Consider the following 16,596-nt stretch of genomic DNA (forward strand, 5'->3'; position numbering starts at 1 on the left):
CGGGCGTCGGGGGGGGTTCGCCCCCGCGGCGCGGCGCCCCGGGGCTCCCCCCCCCGCCCCCCGGCCGGGCGGTGCGCGCGCGCCGCGCTCCCGGGAGAGCGGGGCCGAAGCACGTCCGGTCCGCGGCCGTCTAGAACCTGATCGTGTGGGTGAGGAAGTCGGCGGTGGACCCCATGTCCTTCATGTCACGGACGTCGGCCCGCTTGATGGCCGGATACAGGACGCGGCGCTCGGGCCCCAGGACGGACATCATGAACTCGTCCTGCTCCAGGGCGTCCACGGCCTCCTCCAGCGACCTCGGCAACGGCCTGACCCCGCACTCGCGCAGCTCGCGGTCGGAGAGCTTGTTGGGGTCCTCGACCAGCGGCTCGCCGGGGTCGAGCCGGCGGCGCACGCCGTCCATCCCCGCGTGGATCAGCGCTCCGAGCGCCAGATACGGGTTGGCCGTCGAGTCGACCGTCTTGACCTCGATGTTGGTCGAGGCGGACTCGCTGCCGCGCAGTCGGCTGGGGATGCGGACGGCCGCCTCGCGGTTGTCGAACCCGTACCCGCCGAAGGCACCCGACCACATGCCGGGCTGGAGCCGGTGGTAGCTGTTGACGCTCGCGTTGGTGAGGGCGACGAGCGCGGGAAGGTGCTCGAGGAGGCCACCGATGAAGTGGCGTCCCAGGGTGGACAGGCCGAGGTCGTCCGACGGATCGGAGAAGAGGTTGACGGCGGGCTCTCCCGCCGGTCCGCGCTGCCAGAGTGAGAGGTGTGCGTGGTTGCCGTTGCCGCGCATCCCGGGGCGCGGGACCGGCGCGAAGGTGGCCCAGAGTCCGCGTTCACGGGCGAGCCCGCGGGTGATGGCCCGCTGCCACACGTAGTTGTCGGCGGCACGCAGGGCCGAAGCGTAGCGAAGGGTCAACTCGTGCTGGCCGTGGCCGAATTCGGGGTGGTACGTCTCCACCTCCATGCCCTGGGAGCGCAGGGCACGCACGAGGGCCACGGAGAACTCGTTGGCGGCGTCGAAGCCCTCGTTGTCGAAGCACAGGCTGTCGTCGAGGAGGTCGAACCTGCCCGGTTCCGGCTTCCCGGCGCACAGGGTGAACTCCGGCTCGAAGGCGGCGAACACCGCGTAGTCGGCGGCCGAGGCCAGCGCCTCCTTGAGGAAGGTACGCGGGCAGGCGGCCCACGGCTCGCCGTCCAGGGTCACCAGGTCGCACAGCATGGCCGCCGCCCCCGGGGCGTACGGGAGCCGGAGATACGAGTCCGGGTCGGGCATCAGCCGGACCTCGCCCACCGCATCGAAGCCGGGCACCGGCTGACCCAGGTCCAGCAGGCTCGACGCCTGCCGGGTGCGGGCCAGGCCGACGCCGGACTCCATGCGTGAGGGCAGAGCGCTCCGGGTCACGGCCTTGCCGCGGGTGACGGAGTTGTGGTCGACCCACAGGAAGCGGATCAGCTCGATATCGTCCTGTTCGACGGACTGCCGGATGCCGTCGAGGACGTCGTGGTTACGCACGTCAGCAGCTCTTCTCTCTCAGACCCAGGCGATGGCGTCGGTCAGGGCGTCGTCGAAGAAGCCGAAGAAGAAGCCCATGGTGACCCGGTCCGCCGTGCCGAGGGGCGCCTCGATCGAGTGGTAGTGCGTGGGGTTGAGCAGATAGACGTCGCCGGCCTCCGGCTTGAATCGGTGCGAGGGAGCGCCCCCGGTGACCGCGTCGTCGTAGCCCAGACCGTGGACGACCTTGAAGCTCTCGTCCTCGGGCGCCCACGTCTTGCGGTGGATCTCCAGCTCGCCGCCCTCCTCGCACTCCTGGAGGCACACGACGACGCTCAGGTGGTGGCGCAGGTTCTGCAGGAGCAGGCCGGTGTCGGCCGCGTCGCGCATCATGTTGTCGTTGTGGAGCGGAGTGCGGACGCCGTCCGAGTAGATACGGACGTTGTTCTCGGCGTAGCGGCGGCCGTCCGGCTCCACGGCCGCGTCGAACGAGTCGAGGCCGAGGACCTCGGCGAGGTGGGCGCGGGTGCGCGCGGCCAGATCGAAGCCGATCGAGGAGGTCAGCCGCGCGGCTGCGGCGGCCTCCTCGAAGTAGGCGTCCACGGCGCCGAGATGCTTGGCCAGGAACGGGCCGATGGTGGTCAGGCTGCCGTTGCTGTACTGCGTGGTGGCGGCCTGCCCGAGGAGTGGCACGACGCGCTGGACGTTCGCGTCGAACTCCTCCCGGGGGAAGAGGCCGCGGAGCACGACCACGGCGAGGTCGCCGTTGGCGAGCCCCTTCAGGATGCCGGGGCCGTCGGGCTCGGGCTCCCCGGGCCGGTCGAGGTGGTGGACGAGGCGTTCCCAGGCAGCGGGCATGTCGGGGTCCTTTCTCCAGCGCTTGCTCAGACGCTTATGCGGTCGCTCACGGGGACGCTCACTCGGGCGAACGGGAACGTGAGCACGGTGTCGGCGGGCAGTGGGTCCCATTGGTCGGCGGGAGCCAGGTCCGGGACGGTCTCGGAGGCCACCACGACCCGGTCCGCCGTGGTGTGGCGGTGCATCGCGAAGAACCGTGGGGTACGGGTCTCGGGCGGGCTCCAGTGGACGAGATGGGCCTGGTCGGGGTGGACGGCGACGGCATTGCCGGACATTCCGCCGGCCGGGATCGCCCGCAGCCGTGCCAGCGCGGTCGCCTGGTCCAGGCTCGGTGTCCGAGGCGGGATCAGGTAGTCGAAGTACTCCGCCGAGTCGAAGACGGACGCGCTCATGCCGAGCAACTCGTGCACGGTCGGCAGGTAGCCGTTGTGCATGAAGTACCAGTCGTCCTCGGGCCGTTCCAGTGGGTGGGTGAAGGCGATTCCCCGGTTTTCGGGCAGCGTGGCGTTGCGCACGTGAAGGGCCAGGAAATCGGTCCGGACGGTTGCCACGGGGGAGTCGACGGCGCTCTCGGCGGCCGGGCGCACGTCACGGTGGGCCCGGAGGCGGCCGTCGACGGGGTCGCGCCACACCGCTCCCCAGCCGTGGGCGTGCACGGTGTTGGCGTTGTCGTGGTTCGCGGTGACTCCGCAGCTCATCTGTACGGCGGCGGCGACGATGTCCGCCGGGTCGAACGAGCCGTGGGCCAGGATCAGTCGGCACATTGGCCACCCGTTTCCTCGGCGGGCATCGGGGCTCCTGCAGGTCTCGGGGGTCTGCTGTCGACACCGACCCTAGGAGTGATGGCAACTCTTGGCAATACGGTTGCCCACAAGGCAATGTCATGGCAACCTCTAGACCTCGACCAAGGAGTGACGATGGCTGACCACTTGCCTCCCAGGACCGTTGTGATCGTGGACGGCTACTCCAACGCCGCGTCCCTGGTCACCGCGTTCGCCCGCCGCGGGCTCGCCTCGGCGCACGTCCTGAGCACGCCCGAGCCGCGGCCGGCGATGATCCCGCCGCGGCCCGAGGACTACGGGGAATGGCTGGTCTGCCCGGACGGAACCGCGGTGGAGCAGGTCGTCGCCCGGCTGCGCGCACTGGATCCGGTCGCAGTGATCGCCGGCCAGGAGCCCGGCGTGCCGCTCGCCGACACACTCAGCGAACGCCTCGGCCTCGCCACCAACGGCACGGCGCTCTCCGGCGCCCGGCGCGACAAGTACGAGATGATCGAAACACTGCGCGCCGCCGGCATCCGCTGCGCCGACCAGTTCAAGACCGACGACCCGGACGCGGCCGCGGCATGGGCGGTACGGCACGGGCGTACGCCCGTCGTCATCAAACCGCTCTCCTCCGCCTCGTCCGACCACGTGTTCATCTGCCGCACCGCCGAGGAGGTGGCCGGCGCGGCGCGCCGCGTCCTCGCCGCGCACTCGATGTTCGCGGAGCGCAACACCGAGGTCCTGGTGCAGGAGTTCCTGGCGGGCCCCGAATACGCCGTGGACTGCGTCAGTGCCGACGGCAGCCGCTACCTGGCCGGCGTCTGGGAGTCCGAGCGGCGCGCCATAGACGGCGGCCGGACCATCTACGACATGTGCGTGCTGCGCGACCCCGACGCCGCACCCGTCCCGGCACTCGACGCATACGTCCAGACCGTCCTCGACGCCCTGGGCATCCAGCACGGCCCGTCCCACGCCGAGGTCATCGTGACCCCACAGGGGCCCACCCTCGTAGAGATCGGCGCCCGACTCAACGGGGCGATGAACGCCGACTTCTACGACGCCGTGTTCGGCACGAACGTCGCGGAACTGGTCGCCCACGCCTACACCGAGCCCGGCGACTTCGCCCGTCGGCTGGGCGGCCGCACGTACGAACCGATACGGGCCGCCGCCGTCTACGAAGCCCCCACCGCCCTCGACGGCGTCGTCGCCGCCGTCGACACGAGCGCCGTGGACCAGATCGTCGCCCTTCCCGCCGTACACAGTGCCGCCGTCCGCTCCGGCCCCGGAAAGCGCCTCCGGCCGACCGAGGACCTGCTCACCAGCCCGCTGCGGGTTTTCCTGGCCGGCCCGGACGAGGCGAGCCTGCGCCGGGACCGGGCCCTGGTCGACGACCTCAAGGACGAGGTCTACCAGCTGCTCTGACGGCCCCCCATACGGAAGGAAATGGCATGGGAAACGACAACCGCCCGCTGGTCCTGCTCCTGGGCAGCGCCCGGTACGTGGTCGAGGCGTGCGTCCGCCTCGGCATCGAAGCCGTGGTCGCCTCGGGTGCGGGGGAGAACGACGCAGGCCTCGCGGCACAGGGGCAGCTCACCGTACTGCGGGTCGACGACCAGGCCTCGCCGGAGGCGGTGCTCGCGGCCCTGCACCGCGGCGGGTTCGCGCACCACACCTTCGACGCGGTCGTCACCTCCGACGAGTTCGCCCTGGTGACCGCGGGCTTGATCGCGGAACACCTGGGCTGCCGGGCGATCGACGCGCGTACGGCGCTCCGCTTCCGTGACAAGTACCTGCAGAAGCGACTGGTCGCGGAGGCGGGGATCGACACGGCCCGGGTGACGCTCATCGAGGACGTCCACGACGTCTGTGCCCTGACGCAACTTCCCTATGGACGCGCCGTGCTCAAGCCGGTGGCCGGTGCCTCGACCCGGCTGACCGCTGTCGTGGACACCGTGGAGGAGCTGCACGAGCTGAGCCGCCGTTACCGCACAGCCGGAACCGCCGAGCGCACCTTCGTCCTTGAGGAGTTCGTCGCGGGCGAGGAGTGGATGGCCGACGGCATCGTCTTCGGCGGCGAGGTGCTGTTCTGGTCGCTCGGCGCCTACGGCGACCCGTGCCTGACCGCACTCGACGAGGGACTGCCGCTGTGGCTGCGGCGGATCGACCCGGACACCGAGCAGTGGCGGTACGAGCGGGCCGAACCGGTGGTGCTCGGCGCGCTACGGGCGCTCGGCCTGACGGACGGCGTCTTCCACATGGAGCTCTTCCACGACCCCGCCGGCGGCAGGCTCGTCTTCGGCGAGTGCGGCGCGCGACGCGGGGGCGCCCTCATCCAGGAAGAGGTGCAGACGAAGTTCGGCATCGACCTCGGCGAGGCCATGCTGCTGTGCGGACTCGGCCGGCGGCCGGAGCTGAACGTCAAGATCCGGCCCGGCACGGTCGGGACCGCCTATCTGCCCGGCCGCCCCGGCATCCTGGTCGACCGCCCCTCGGCGGCCGACCTCATGGCCCTGCCCGGGGTCGATTACGCCCGGGTGGAGGCACCCATCGGGACGGTCTGGACCGACGGCCCCGCCGGCACCGACCAGCGGGCGGCGCAGATCCTGGTCGCCGCCGGCTCCGAGGAGGAGCTGAAGCGACGCTTCGCCGAGGTCCGCCAGTGGTTCGACGAGCGGCTGATCGTCGCCCCGCATCCCGCGACACCGCGCGAACTGCGCTCCTGGCAGCAGGCGACCTGGCCGCAGAGCGACCTCGGGGACCGGCTGTGGCTCTGACCGAGAACACCGCACAGCAGGCCGGTACGGCGGACCCCCCGACGGCGGGGCGCGGACCGGGCCGGTGGGCGAAGCTGCTGCCCGCGCCCGGACCGCAGCGCGTCCTCGCCGCCGCCACCCTCGTCAACACCTTCGGCAGCGGCCTGTTCGTCACCAGCAGCGCGCTGTACTTCACCCGGGTGATCGGGCTGCCCGCGGCCCAGGTGGCGCTCGGGCTCACCGCGGGTGGCATCGTCGGTCTCGTCGCTGGGATGGCCGCCGGCCGGGGCGCGGACCGCTGGGGCGCCAAGCGCACGCAGATCGGCGTCATGGTGCTCGGCGCGTTCTTCATGACCTGCTACCTCTTCGTCCACACCTTCTGGCCGTTCGTCGTGGTGGCCTGTCTGACCGCCGCGGTGCACTCCGCCAACCCCACCAGCCGGGACCCGCTGGTACGCCAGTTCGGCGGCGAGCGGCCCGCCGCGTACCGCGCCTATCTGCAGGCCATGACGAACCTGGCGATCGCCCTGGGAGCGGTGGTGGCCGGCGTGGCCATCCAGGCGGACTCACGCGAGGCATATGTGAGCCTGCTGGTCGGCCGGACCCTCGCCTTCGTCGGCTGCGCCCTGGTGCTCACCCGGCTGCCGGGTCGTGCACGGAGCGAGACCCGGCAGCCGGAGAAGCTCGGCTGGGTGGCGCTGCGCAACCGCCCCTTCCTGGTCGCGACGGTGATCAACGGCGTCATGGAGGTGCACTACGCCGTGCCGACCTTCGCGCTGCCGCTGTGGATCGTCGACCACACCGACGCACCCCGCTGGACCGTCTCGGTCGTCCTGCTGCTCAACACCGCGATGGTGGCGGGCCTCCAGGTGATGGCCGGCCGGTCGGTGACCTCGACGGAGGCCGCCGGCAAGCGGATGCTGTGGGCCGGCTGCGCCCTGTGCGCGGGCCTGGCCCTGATGGCCGCGGCCGGCGGGCCGACGGCCTGGGTCTCGGCCCTGATCCTGGTGGCGGCCACCGCCGTCTACACCGTCGGCGAACTCTGGCACGCTGCGGCCTCCATGGAGTACTCCTTCGGCCTCGCCTCCGCAGAGGCGCAGGGCCAGTACTCCGGTGTCTTCCGGCTCGGCGCCGGCACCGGCGACGCCCTGGCCCCGACCGTGATGGGCGTCATGGTGCTGTCCTGGGGCCGGCCCGGCTGGCTGGTCCTGGCCGTGCTCTTCCTGCTCGTCGGGGCGGCGAGCCGTCCTGCGGTCGCCTTCGCGAGCCGCCGGTCCTCCGGGTAGGGCTGCGGAGTCGGAGCGTTCGGGAATTCACCAGTTCAGGAGTTCAACATGCAGATCAGGCTGATGAGGGAGAACGACCTCCAGCCCGCGGAACGGGCCTCGGCGGCGACGTTCCTCGTGGCCGAACAACTCAACAGGCGAGCCGTCGAACCCGAAGCGAAACCCCGCTCGGCCGCGGCGTCCGCCCTCTGGATCGACCGGATGCGCCTCTTCCTCACCGTGGATCCCAACGGGTGCTGGGTGGCGGAGGACGAGGGCGAGGTCGTCGGCTTCGCGATCTCGCAGAACCGCGACCGTCTCTGGTACCTGGCGACGTACGGCGTCCTGCCCGGCCACCAGGGACGAGGCGTCGGCAAGGGCCTGATGGACGCCGCGCTCGCGCACGCGGAGGACCGCCGGGGGATCTTCATCTCGAGCGTGCACCCCGGCGCGACCCGGCGCTACCGGCTGGCCGGGTTCTCGCTCCACTCCCAGGTGAGGATGACCGGCACCGTCGACAGGTCCGCACTCGTGGCGGTCGCCGGCGTCACCGAGGGCGACGCCGGCGACTTCGGCTGGATGGACGGGCTGGACACGGACCTGCGCGGCGCGGGCCACGGACCCGACCACGGCTGCATGCTGGCCACCCTGCGGCTGATCGTGTCCCGGTCCGACGACAGGCCGGGATACGCCTACGTCGACGACCGGGGGCACGTGGCGCTGCTGGCCGCCGCCCGCCAGGACACGGCCCAGGCCCTGCTGTGGGAGGCCCTGGCGTCGTCCCCGGAGGAAGCGTTCGTCCCGTCGGTCACCACGGTCAACGAGTGGGCGATGGACGTCGGCCTGGCCGCGGGGCTCGACATCGTCCAGGAGGGCTACGTCGCCGTGCGCGACATGGCGGTCCCGGGACCGTACTTGGCCAGCGGGCACTTCCTCTGATCCATCCCTGATGTCCTTCTGTGTTGGGAATCCCGATGAAATCGTTCTGGTTGCTGACCGGGGCCACCGCGGTGTCCACGGCCGGAAACACCTTTCTCTATCTGGCCGTTCCCTGGGCCCTCGTCGAGTCGACGCAGTCGAGCCTGCTGGCCGTCCTGAGCCTCGCCGCCCAGACCGCCCCCTATCTGGCGGCGCCCTTCCTCGGCGCGGCCATAGACCGGTACGACCGACGGTTCCTCTTCGCCGCGGGTGAGGTGGTCCAGGGCGTGTGCGTGGCCCTGATTCCCTTGCTGCTGGCCGTGCACGCGATCGCTCCGGTGTTCGGGGCGCTGTTCGTCATGGGCCTGGCCAAGGTCGTCTCCGACGTGGCGGGCGACTACGGTCTGCTCCCCGCTCTGGTTCCGCGCGAACGCCTGGACCAGGCGTCGAGCTGGTTCAACTCCATCCAGCTGACGGCCCGGTTCGCGGGACCCGCCCTGGCCGGCCTCGTCATCGCCGGCGTCGGTCCCCACTGGGCCCTGGCGATCGACGCGGCCACCTTCCTGCTGACCAGCCTGACCGTTGTCTTCATGCCGAAACTGGAGCTCGCCAAGACCCGGACGGCGCTGAGCACGATGCTCCGGGAAGGCATCGTGTACTTCCGCTCCCGGCCCGATCTCCAGCGGCTGACCCTCGCAGTCGCGCTGTACAACCTCGGCGCCGGAGCACTGGAACCCACCCTGCTCACGGTCGGCGCCGCCCAGTGGCACTGGTCCTCCTCCGCCCTGGGCGTCGCGGTCTCCTGCGGTGCGGTTGCGGCTGCCGTCGGTGCCTGGCTGAGCCCCAAGGTGCTGGCCCCCGGCCGGCGGCACCACCGGATCGCGTTCTGGCTCGGGGTGGCCGCCCTCGGCTCCCTCGGACTGCTCATCAGCGCCCCGGCGGCGGTGGTGGCCGGCTTCTGCGTGCTGTGCCTCGGCGAAGGCGGAGTCAACGCCACGACCATGGCCTACCGGCAGCACGAGATCCCCAGTGAGCTGGCCGGCCGGGTCAACGCGGTGATCCGCACGTTCATGACCGGCGCGGTCCCCGTCTCCGCGCTCCTCCTGGGCCTCACGGCGAACCTCACCGATTCCGTCGGGATCTTCCTCCCGGTCACGGCCACCGCGCTGCTCGGGGTGCTCGCGTGGACGATCCCCACCAGAGCGCCCCGGCCCGCCCCCGTAACTCCCCCACTCGCCATGACCGAGGAGAGGTCTGTGTGATGAAGAACGTCCTGTTGATCAACTCGAGCCGAAGAAACGCCGCCCACATGCTGCAGCGACGGGAGGACATACGGCTGTCGGTCATCACCATGCCGGAGTACGTGGACTACTACGGTCCCGGTGTGGACGTCGAGGTGGTCGACACCATCGAGGACCTCACCCAGGTCCGGCTCGCCGCGCTGCGCATCCGGGCCAGGAACCCGTTCGACCACGTGGTCGCCCCCTCGGAGTGGAGCATCCAGGCCGCCGGGTACATCCGTTCGTACTTCGGGCTGCCCGGCACCGGCTACGCGGTGTCCAACGCCTTCTCCAACAAGTTCGTGATGAAGCAGGAGCTGGCCGCTGCGGGGCTGCCGGTGGCGAACTTCCGCCGCCTCGACTCCTTCGCCGACGCGGCGGACGTCGGGGACGGACTCGGCTGGCCGATCGTCGTCAAGCGGGCCTTCGGCGGCGGCTCGGAGGACATCTTCGTGCTCCGCGACGCCGACCACGCCCGGGCCCTGGCCACTGCCGACAGCACAGCGAACCTGCGGGCGGCCCCCTACCCGCTGCTGGCCGAGGAACTCATCGACATCGAGACCGAGTTCCACTGCGACGGCATCGTGGTGGACGAGCAGGTCCGGTTCGCCCCGGTGTCCCGGTACTTCGCGCCGGTGCTGCGCAGCGTGGGCGGCGTCATCGGCTCGTACACCCTGCCCGACGACGATCCGGACGCCCGTGTCGTCGCCGAACTCCACGAGCGGGTCGTCGCCGCGCTGGGCCTCACCGACGGAGTGACCCACCTGGAAGTCCTCAAGTGCGCCCGGGGCTACCTGATCGGCGAGATCGCCTGCCGGACCGGCGGCGGGGGCATCGCCCCCCAGCTGGAGCACCAGTACGGCGTGGACCACCTGAGCGCCCTGCTGGACCTGTCCATGGGGCAGCCGCTGGACATCGAGCAGCCGGCCCGCTCGGACCACATGGTCCAGTACATGCTGCCGCGCCCCATCGGCACGGTCACGGCGGTCACCCCGCTCGAGGAGCTGCTGGCGGCGCCGGGCGTGGTCCACGCCGAGGTCGGGATCAAGGTCGGTGACGCCTTCCACGGACCGGTCGACTCGTCCGTCTACGGCGGCATCGTCGTGATGCGCGCCGCGGACGAGGCACAGGTGGCCGAGCGGATTGCCGAGATCGACCGGCGGTTCCGCGTGACCGTGGCCGGGAGCGGCTACGCCCAGCCCGTCCTGGCGGCGGTCGGCTCCGACGGGGTCGGGTGACCGCGCATGGACATCGTCGACGAGCACGGGCTGTCGGTCGGCCTGATCACCCCGGCGGAACTGGCCGCCCGGCCCTGGCTCGGCAGCGCCCGGCCCATTGATGTGGTCCGGATGCCCGAACCGCCGGCCGGAAGCAGCCACGAGCTGGCGGCGGCGGGGTTCGTCCGCAAGCCGGAACTGCTGTGCTGGAAGGCCGAACTCGGTTCCGACGAAGCCGAGTTCCTGGCCCGACTGGAGAACAAGTCGCGCCAGGACATCCGGCGGGCCCGGGCCCGGGCGGAAAGCGCGCTGCGCCTGTCGGTCCACGACAGGCTCGTGCCGGAGATCCTGGACCCGTTCCTCACCCTGTACCAGGACCGGGTCGCGGAGATGGCCTACGGCATCCCCATCGCCGTCCGGCAGCGGGAGCGGCTGCTCGGCGGCGCCGAGAAGTACTTCGCCGTCTTTGCCCACGAGGGCGACGAGCTGGTCGGCGGCTGCGTGGTGAGGGAGTGCCCGGACGAGGACGCCGTACGCATCCGGTTCTCGGCCGTGACGGAGCAGTGGCGCCGACACAGCCTGGCCCGCACCCTCTACTTCGCCGCGATGCGCACGGCCCGCGAGAAGGGGTACCGCTGGGCGACCTTGGGCGACGAGCCGAATCTGTACGGGCATCTCACGAAGGCAGGACTCTTCTCGTTCAAGGTGAACATGGGATTCCGTTGCGTCCCGTCCCAGGACTTCAACGACCTCGAGGGCCGCGATCTGGCGGATCTGGTCCTGAACCTGACGAACTTGAGCGGTCCTTGCCTGATGCTCGGCTACGCGGCCGACCCCGCCGAGGACCGGACGCTGCGCGCCGAGCTGTTCACCGATGACCCGGCGGGCACGGACCCGAGGAAGTACACCGCGCCGTTCCTGGCGGGCATCGAGGTGCGGACACCCGTACGTCCGGACGCCCGGACGGTAGGTAGGTAGGTAGGTAGGTAGGTAGGTAGGTAGGTAGGACGCAGCAAGGCCGTCGGACCGGGCCCCCGTTGTGCGGGGCCCGGTCCGACGGCCTTTTCGTGCGGCCCGGCCGCTCAGGCGCCTGTGCCGGGCTTTTCCGTGTGCTCCAGCGCCTCGGCCAGGAGACGCCAGATCTCCGCCGCCAGATCCATGTTGGAGGCGTGGCGGGCGTCCTCGCCCAGTTGCTTGAGCCGGGCGAGCCCGCGCTCCTGGTGCCCCTCGCCGATCAGCAGCAGGCTGTCGAGGGCGTGCAGCCGGATCTGGTCCCGGTAGGTCAGCAGCAACTGGTCGAGGTCCAGCCGGTCCAGGAAGCCCCGGGCCGCGACGCGGTCCTCCTCGGCGTAGGCCAGGTGCGCCTGCAGCGTCAGCAGCTCCTGCTCCTGGACGGGCGTGCCGACGAGCGACAGCGCCGTCTCCGCCTCCGCGACGTATTTGCGGGCCGGTGCGGTGAGGGCGGGCCGGGACTGCAGTGAGAGCGAGGCCGCGGCCAGCCGCAACCGCGCCCACAGCGTGAGGTCGTCACGGCTGTCCAGCGCCTCCATGGCCTGCTCCAGGTAGGCCCGTGCGGCCTCGTCGTCCCCGAGCCGGGAGTGGACCGTGGCGGCCGACCAGAGCGCCTCGGCGCGCCGGGCGTTGTCCCGGACGTCCGCCACGAGTTCGAGAAGCTCCTGCACGTGGGCGCGGGCCTCCGGAAGCCAGCCGGCTTCCGCCTCGGTCGCTACCAGGACCAGCAGCGCGGCCCCGGTGTCGGCCGTGGACAGCTGGGCCTCCTTCGCCTCCTGGTAGGTGCGCGTGGCCAGTTCCAGCGCCTGGGCGGTGTCGCCCGCCGTCCTGAGGCACCGGGCCAACCAGGTCCTGGACCGGCACTGGAGCGCGGGCAGTCCGAGTTCGTCGGCGAGCTCGGACAGCTGCTCCAGGGCGGCGAGTTCCTCAGCGCGCTCGCCGCGCCGGTGCCGGTACTTGACGATGAGCCACAGGGCCTGCCAGCACAGCAGGGGATCCTCGTCGGTCGCCCCGTCGAGCGCGTCGATGAGTTCCTCGGCGGCCGCATCGTTGTCCGACGTGGCCGCCAGGCTCAGGGCCTGGGTGAGAAAACCGCTGGTCGGCGTGGTGTCGAAGGCGGTGCGGTTCACCCCTAGCTGCGTGGCCAGATAACTGATGACCCGCTCGGTGGGTTGGCGCGCACCGGACTCGAGACGGGACAGATATCCCGTGGAGATCTCGTCGCCCGCCAGCGCTGCCTGGGAGAGCCCCTGCTGCTGCCTCAGAAACTTGAGGCGCGACCCGAAGGACGACTTTGATGTCATGCAAGTCCCGCAATCATTCCGAGCGGGGCACGTCGCGCCCCGCCATGTCTTCGCCACGCCCCCACTCGTGACATCCGAGTTGTCAACATAGTGCCACGAGGATGGCAGCAACAGGTACCTACCGGCCGAGAAATCTTGGCAAGTTTTGGCAACGCCACTTGTCAATGCTGGCATGATCGCCCTAGGTTTACGGCGGTCAAGCCGACAACCACCGTTGCTCGGCGGCGCCATCCATGTCAGCGTCCGGGCCTTACCTGGAGATCCCATGCCCAAGCACCTGCTGCTCCTTTCTGCCGCAATTCTGTCCTCCGCTCTGTCGGCCCTGGCCGTCGGGGTGAACTTCGACATTGACTGGCCGGCCCCCCAGTCCGTCGTCGTCACGGCATCGGCGGGAGACATCGACTGGCCCTGACCTGGCAGCCTCCCCACGCGAGGGGGCATTCCGAGGTCGCTGCCGGTTTCGATGACGTTGCCTCCGAGAGTGAGGCGGTCCGTCATGCCGCGCAGAGCCTCGGGTCGGTGAACGTCTTGGTCCACGCAGAGAAGGACCCTGGGGTTGGGTCATATCGATGCCCGTTGTCCGCAATGGCGGGCTACGGTGTTCGAGAGCCTGTGCAGGGACTGTCGTCCCGACAGTTCGAACGTATCGAACGTCGCAGGTGAAGGGCCGTTTTCATGACGGCCCTTTTTCTGTTCCCGGGCCGGGCTTGCTCGGCACGAGGACCAGCGCGGCGGGAGTGCGCCCCGGCGATCGCGTCGCCGCCTACCCGCAACTCGGCGCGGGCGCGGGCGACTTGGTCGCGCAGCTGGGCGAAGCCGAGTCGCGTGGGCTCGCCCTGCGATTCGTTGTGCGCGATCAGTGCCACTGTGTCGCCGGGGCGATCGGCGCCAAAGGCATGCTCGACGTAGTTGAGCCGGACGTCCGGGAACCAGCACGCTCCGGGCATGGCCCGGTCCGCGAGCACGAGGGTCGGGTCACCGTCGGCCCGGATGTCGAAGAACCGTCAGATCGACGCTGACCGGAACCGGTCGGGATCGGCCACCGACCGTTCCTACAGCCGCCGGTGGTCGGGAGCAGGCGTATCGATCTGGCCGTGGTCGTGCTGGTCGTGCAGCCAGGTGACGTAGCGGCCGATCTCGGTACCGGCGATGTCGCCAGGTTCCCGCAATCGGATCGGTTCGTCCGCAGGCGTTGTCATTTGATCGCCACCGCCGCGACAGGGGAACCGACGGCGCCGGTGATCGGCAGCGGTGAGGCGGCGAGCATGAACTCGTAGCGGCGGTCGGCGGCGCAATCCGCGGCAAGGGCGTCGAGGCCGAGCATCTCGCCGAAGGCCAGACCCATGTGGACGAGGGCGACGAGGTGCAGCGGTTGCAGGGCGTCGGTCTCGTTGGGGCGTACCTCCACGCCCCAGGTGTCGGTTGCGACAGCGGCGATCTCCCACTCGTACAGCCAGGGCGCCGTGTGCAGGGACAAGCCGGGCGCCGGCCCGCCGGCGTAGTCTCCCCGACTGCCGCGTCGCTCAGTCGTCTGCCCGGTCCTGACGAGGAGGGCGTCTCCCGGGCGCAGGTCGCAGCCCTGCGCCGAGAGCGCCTCTTCGAGATCGTCGGCGGTGATCGCGTAGCCCGGGTCCAGACTGCTGACTCCGTGGTGGGCGGGGAGGTCCACCAGCACACCGCGGAGCACCAGGCGGTCGCTCCAATGCTGAATGCCGTTGCGTGCCGCGCCGCGTGAGGTGTGTTCGGCCGCGCTGTAGCCGTTCCACATCCTGCCCCGGTAGAAGATGTGCGACAGCGCCAGTGGCGTCATCCGACCGCACTCCTGGTGGCTTCGAAGTCCTGCCTTAGCGCTGCCACTTGAATGTGGCGAGCCCTGCTAGGCGTACATGCCCCCGCGCAGGTTCTCGAAGAGCTCGACCCACTCGCTGAACTCGTGGGCGAAGGGCAGAGGGTCGACTTCCCGGATGCCGGCCATCAGTACCTCCACCTCTTGCCGGCGTTGTGCGTCGGCGTATTCCGGATCCTCGTCCCCGGCGTCGTACGACCCGATGTGGTCGAGGAACAGGGCCGTCGTCTTGATGAGGGACGAGATGTCTCCGTGGATGGCGATGGCCTGCTTACCGCCCTCGGTGTACTGGTAGACGACGCCCGTTTCCGGGTTGATCGTGACCGCGTTGATGGGGAAGTTCCCGATCTTGACGACGGTCTTGACGCCTTCTGGGGCTTTCCATCCCTCGGCGGCCTTGGCCGCGCAGTCCCAGATGAAGTCCGGGTCGAACTCCTGGGGCAGGTAGAAGCCGAGCTCGTACTCCTCGGCGCTGGGAAGCCCCACGCGGGTGAGGAAGTTCAACGTTTCGCCGTCGAAACCGTACTGCCTGGCCGTCGCCTCGGGCAGCGGGATGACGTCCTCCACCAGGTCGACATTCGTCAGGGCGTCATGGTCAACGTTGAAGAGCATCGCTTGCCTCACTTGTGCTTCCCCGCGGCCTCCACGGCCGTGCCGTCCAATTCCGTCATCATTCCGGCGCCTGGGCCGTGCGTCCTTCTCGGGGTCCTGCTTGCCATTCTCGTCGAGGCTCTGGCCGTAGCTGTGGGAGTGGGTCACTTCCATGTCTGGGCGGAAGCGCTTGGGGTCTTGGAGTCTTTGGACGGAGTGCGCGCAGGAGCGGTGCCGAAAGGGGCGCCCGATCTCCGGGGCGCCCCTCCACGTGGCCCGTGCCGATGCTTCGGAGTGCTACCGGCGTGCGCAGCCCTTGGTCTCGAAGTCGGCCTTGCTCGTATAGGTGACGTTCGGCAGGTAGTCGCCCATCACCGAGACCTCGTCGCCGGGGGTCTTGGTGTTCTGCACGGCGTGGTCGAAGCCGGTGTCGGGGAGCATGTTCCGGATCTGGAACCAGCCGAAGTCCGAGTCCCGGTACCCGTCACCGCTCGGTTTGCGCTGGATGTACGCGACGCCGCACGCTTCCTTCGCGTTGTGCGGCCGGTCCTGGTCCAGGCTCACCACGATGGTGTAGTTGCCGTCCTTGTCGGTGGGGACCTGCTCGTCGTCGACGCAGTCCATGACACGGGTGGTGTACACGGGCCCGTTCATGCAGAACGAGGTGTAGCGGACCTGGCCGCCGCCCATCACTGAGTTGTGGTGATAGGTGGAGGGGTGGGAGGGCAGCTTTCCAGTGATTACGGCGACCTGGCCGAAGCGGCCGTTCAGGACCGTGCGCACGTAGTTGTTGTGGACGTTCGGGAAGAAGCATCCGCCCGTCCGCGTGAGCGGAGACCGGGCGCCGACGGCGTCGTCACCGGTCCACGTCTGCAGCAGACCGGGTCGCGTCGAGGTGGAACAAGGTGGCCCGGACCCGCCTGCTGATGTCGGCGTCGCCGCTGATGCCCAGGCGTCCGAAGATCTCGCTGACGTGTTTCTCGACCGCTCTCAGAGTGAGGAAGCGGTCACGGGCGATGGCCGCGTTGCTCTTGCCCTCCGCGATGTCGGCCAGCAACTCGCGCTGGCGCGGTGTCAGCACGTCGAGGGCCGAGGTGCTGGAACGCCGGTGGCGGACGAGCTGTTGGACGAGGCCGGCGTCGATCCGGCACTCTCCCTCGGCCACCGCCCGCACGGCCGAGACGAGCAGGTCGAGGTCGTGCACCCGGTCCTTGAGCAAATACGCGCGGCCGGCGGCCCCCCTCTCCAGCATGCGAGCCGCCAGATCCACGTGGCTCTCCTGACTCAGCAGGTCGCCCCTCCGTCA

17 protein-coding genes and 1 pseudogene are annotated in these 16,596 nt (G+C 70.2%); 8 read left to right on the forward strand and 10 right to left on the reverse strand.

Annotation, left to right across the window (positions count from 1 at the left end):
* Positions 1–130: 130 nt before the first annotated feature.
* From AC07EJ_RS35560 to AC07EJ_RS35570, 3 genes are read right to left on the reverse strand one after another with little or no spacing between them, the layout of a single operon-like run.
* Positions 131–1,504, reverse strand: a complete 1,374-nt coding sequence (locus tag AC07EJ_RS35560) for a glutamine synthetase family protein (RefSeq protein WP_478885824.1) — start codon at positions 1,502–1,504, stop codon at positions 131–133.
* 18 nt (positions 1,505–1,522) lie between these two features.
* Entirely contained in the window at positions 1,523–2,341 is an 819-nt protein-coding gene (locus tag AC07EJ_RS35565; RefSeq protein ID WP_389491547.1) for a 2OG-Fe(II)-dependent halogenase WelO5 family protein, read from the reverse strand.
* Between the two features lie 26 nt (positions 2,342–2,367).
* On the reverse strand, positions 2,368–3,105 hold the full coding sequence (locus tag AC07EJ_RS35570; protein WP_389491548.1) for a class II glutamine amidotransferase: 738 nt from the start codon (positions 3,103–3,105) through the stop codon (positions 2,368–2,370).
* Positions 3,106–3,258: 153 nt separating this feature from the next.
* On the opposite strand from AC07EJ_RS35570, the gene AC07EJ_RS35575 reads away from it, so the two are divergent.
* Genes AC07EJ_RS35575 through AC07EJ_RS35605 form a run of 7 tightly spaced genes read left to right on the forward strand, consistent with a single transcriptional unit; the run spans position 3,259 to position 11,516 of the window.
* Positions 3,259–4,527, forward strand: a complete 1,269-nt coding sequence (locus tag AC07EJ_RS35575; RefSeq protein ID WP_478885825.1) for an ATP-grasp domain-containing protein — start codon at positions 3,259–3,261, stop codon at positions 4,525–4,527.
* A gap of 26 nt (positions 4,528–4,553) precedes the next feature.
* The gene (locus AC07EJ_RS35580) at positions 4,554–5,879 is read left to right on the forward strand and encodes an ATP-grasp domain-containing protein (protein WP_478885826.1); all 1,326 of its coding nucleotides are present in this window, start codon (positions 4,554–4,556) and stop codon (positions 5,877–5,879) included.
* Positions 5,870–7,144, forward strand: a complete 1,275-nt coding sequence (locus AC07EJ_RS35585) for an MFS transporter (protein WP_389491552.1) — start codon at positions 5,870–5,872, stop codon at positions 7,142–7,144. The genes AC07EJ_RS35580 and AC07EJ_RS35585 overlap by 10 nt, the downstream gene beginning before the upstream one ends.
* Before the next feature lie 48 nt (positions 7,145–7,192).
* Complete coding sequence (locus AC07EJ_RS35590) at positions 7,193–8,062, forward strand: GNAT family N-acetyltransferase (protein ID WP_478885827.1); 870 nt, start codon at positions 7,193–7,195, stop codon at positions 8,060–8,062.
* Positions 8,063–8,097: 35 nt separating this feature from the next.
* Positions 8,098–9,303: an MFS transporter gene (locus AC07EJ_RS35595; protein WP_478885828.1), complete on the forward strand. Its 1,206-nt coding sequence runs from the start codon at positions 8,098–8,100 to the stop codon at positions 9,301–9,303.
* A 47-nt stretch (positions 9,304–9,350) separates the two neighbouring features.
* Positions 9,351–10,559: an ATP-grasp domain-containing protein gene (locus AC07EJ_RS35600; RefSeq protein WP_389491557.1), complete on the forward strand. Its 1,209-nt coding sequence runs from the start codon at positions 9,351–9,353 to the stop codon at positions 10,557–10,559.
* 6 nt (positions 10,560–10,565) lie between these two features.
* Complete coding sequence (locus AC07EJ_RS35605; protein ID WP_478885829.1) at positions 10,566–11,516, forward strand: GNAT family N-acetyltransferase; 951 nt, start codon at positions 10,566–10,568, stop codon at positions 11,514–11,516.
* 104 nt (positions 11,517–11,620) lie between these two features.
* Here the strand turns inward: AC07EJ_RS35605 and AC07EJ_RS35610 are convergent, their stop codons facing one another.
* The gene (locus AC07EJ_RS35610) at positions 11,621–12,853 is read right to left on the reverse strand and encodes a helix-turn-helix domain-containing protein (RefSeq protein WP_478885830.1); all 1,233 of its coding nucleotides are present in this window, start codon (positions 12,851–12,853) and stop codon (positions 11,621–11,623) included.
* Between the two features lie 265 nt (positions 12,854–13,118).
* Between AC07EJ_RS35610 and AC07EJ_RS35615 the strand changes: the two genes are divergently transcribed.
* Positions 13,119–13,265 carry a hypothetical protein gene (locus AC07EJ_RS35615; RefSeq protein WP_389491157.1) on the forward strand — a complete coding sequence of 49 codons (147 nt, stop codon included), beginning with the start codon at positions 13,119–13,121 and terminating at the stop codon, positions 13,263–13,265.
* A 35-nt stretch (positions 13,266–13,300) separates the two neighbouring features.
* Here the strand turns inward: AC07EJ_RS35615 and AC07EJ_RS35620 are convergent.
* The 6 genes and pseudogenes from AC07EJ_RS35620 to AC07EJ_RS35645 all read right to left on the reverse strand — a co-directional run.
* A pseudogene (locus AC07EJ_RS35620) lies at positions 13,301–13,401 on the reverse strand (IS21-like element helper ATPase IstB); the annotation flags it as partial.
* A gap of 504 nt (positions 13,402–13,905) precedes the next feature.
* A complete protein-coding gene (locus AC07EJ_RS35625) occupies positions 13,906–14,052 on the reverse strand; it encodes a hypothetical protein (RefSeq protein WP_478885831.1) in 147 nt (48 codons plus the stop codon).
* On the reverse strand, positions 14,049–14,663 hold the full coding sequence (locus AC07EJ_RS35630; protein ID WP_478885832.1) for a cyclase family protein: 615 nt from the start codon (positions 14,661–14,663) through the stop codon (positions 14,049–14,051). The genes AC07EJ_RS35625 and AC07EJ_RS35630 overlap by 4 nt, the downstream gene beginning before the upstream one ends.
* A 66-nt stretch (positions 14,664–14,729) precedes the next feature.
* A complete protein-coding gene (locus AC07EJ_RS35635) occupies positions 14,730–15,311 on the reverse strand; it encodes an SUKH-4 family immunity protein (protein ID WP_389491161.1) in 582 nt (193 codons plus the stop codon).
* 276 nt (positions 15,312–15,587) lie between these two features.
* Entirely contained in the window at positions 15,588–16,073 is a 486-nt protein-coding gene (locus tag AC07EJ_RS35640) for a hypothetical protein (protein WP_389491163.1), read from the reverse strand.
* A 73-nt stretch (positions 16,074–16,146) separates the two neighbouring features.
* A complete protein-coding gene (locus AC07EJ_RS35645; RefSeq protein ID WP_389491165.1) occupies positions 16,147–16,560 on the reverse strand; it encodes a response regulator transcription factor in 414 nt (137 codons plus the stop codon).
* Positions 16,561–16,596 lie beyond the last annotated feature (36 nt).

Source organism: Streptomyces sp. NPDC045026, assembly GCF_056432625.1.

Bases quoted from the DNA above. Each gene is read 5' to 3' on its own strand.
- AC07EJ_RS35565 (WP_389491547.1), bottom strand. From the start codon at position 2,341: ATGCCCGCTGCCTGGGAACGCCTCGTCCACCACCTCGACCGGCCCGGG.
- AC07EJ_RS35570 (WP_389491548.1), bottom strand. From the start codon at position 3,105: ATGTGCCGACTGATCCTGGCCCACGGCTCGTTCGACCCGGCGGACATC.
- AC07EJ_RS35575 (WP_478885825.1), top strand. From the start codon at position 3,259: ATGGCTGACCACTTGCCTCCCAGGACCGTTGTGATCGTGGACGGCTAC.
- AC07EJ_RS35580 (WP_478885826.1), top strand. From the start codon at position 4,554: ATGGGAAACGACAACCGCCCGCTGGTCCTGCTCCTGGGCAGCGCCCGG.
- AC07EJ_RS35590 (WP_478885827.1), top strand. From the start codon at position 7,193: ATGCAGATCAGGCTGATGAGGGAGAACGACCTCCAGCCCGCGGAACGG.
- AC07EJ_RS35595 (WP_478885828.1), top strand. From the start codon at position 8,098: ATGAAATCGTTCTGGTTGCTGACCGGGGCCACCGCGGTGTCCACGGCC.
- AC07EJ_RS35600 (WP_389491557.1), top strand. From the start codon at position 9,351: ATGCTGCAGCGACGGGAGGACATACGGCTGTCGGTCATCACCATGCCG.
- AC07EJ_RS35605 (WP_478885829.1), top strand. From the start codon at position 10,566: ATGGACATCGTCGACGAGCACGGGCTGTCGGTCGGCCTGATCACCCCG.
- AC07EJ_RS35610 (WP_478885830.1), bottom strand. From the start codon at position 12,853: ATGACATCAAAGTCGTCCTTCGGGTCGCGCCTCAAGTTTCTGAGGCAG.
- AC07EJ_RS35615 (WP_389491157.1), top strand. From the start codon at position 13,119: ATGCCCAAGCACCTGCTGCTCCTTTCTGCCGCAATTCTGTCCTCCGCT.
- AC07EJ_RS35625 (WP_478885831.1), bottom strand. From the start codon at position 14,052: ATGACAACGCCTGCGGACGAACCGATCCGATTGCGGGAACCTGGCGAC.
- AC07EJ_RS35630 (WP_478885832.1), bottom strand. From the start codon at position 14,663: ATGACGCCACTGGCGCTGTCGCACATCTTCTACCGGGGCAGGATGTGG.
- AC07EJ_RS35635 (WP_389491161.1), bottom strand. From the start codon at position 15,311: ATGCTCTTCAACGTTGACCATGACGCCCTGACGAATGTCGACCTGGTG.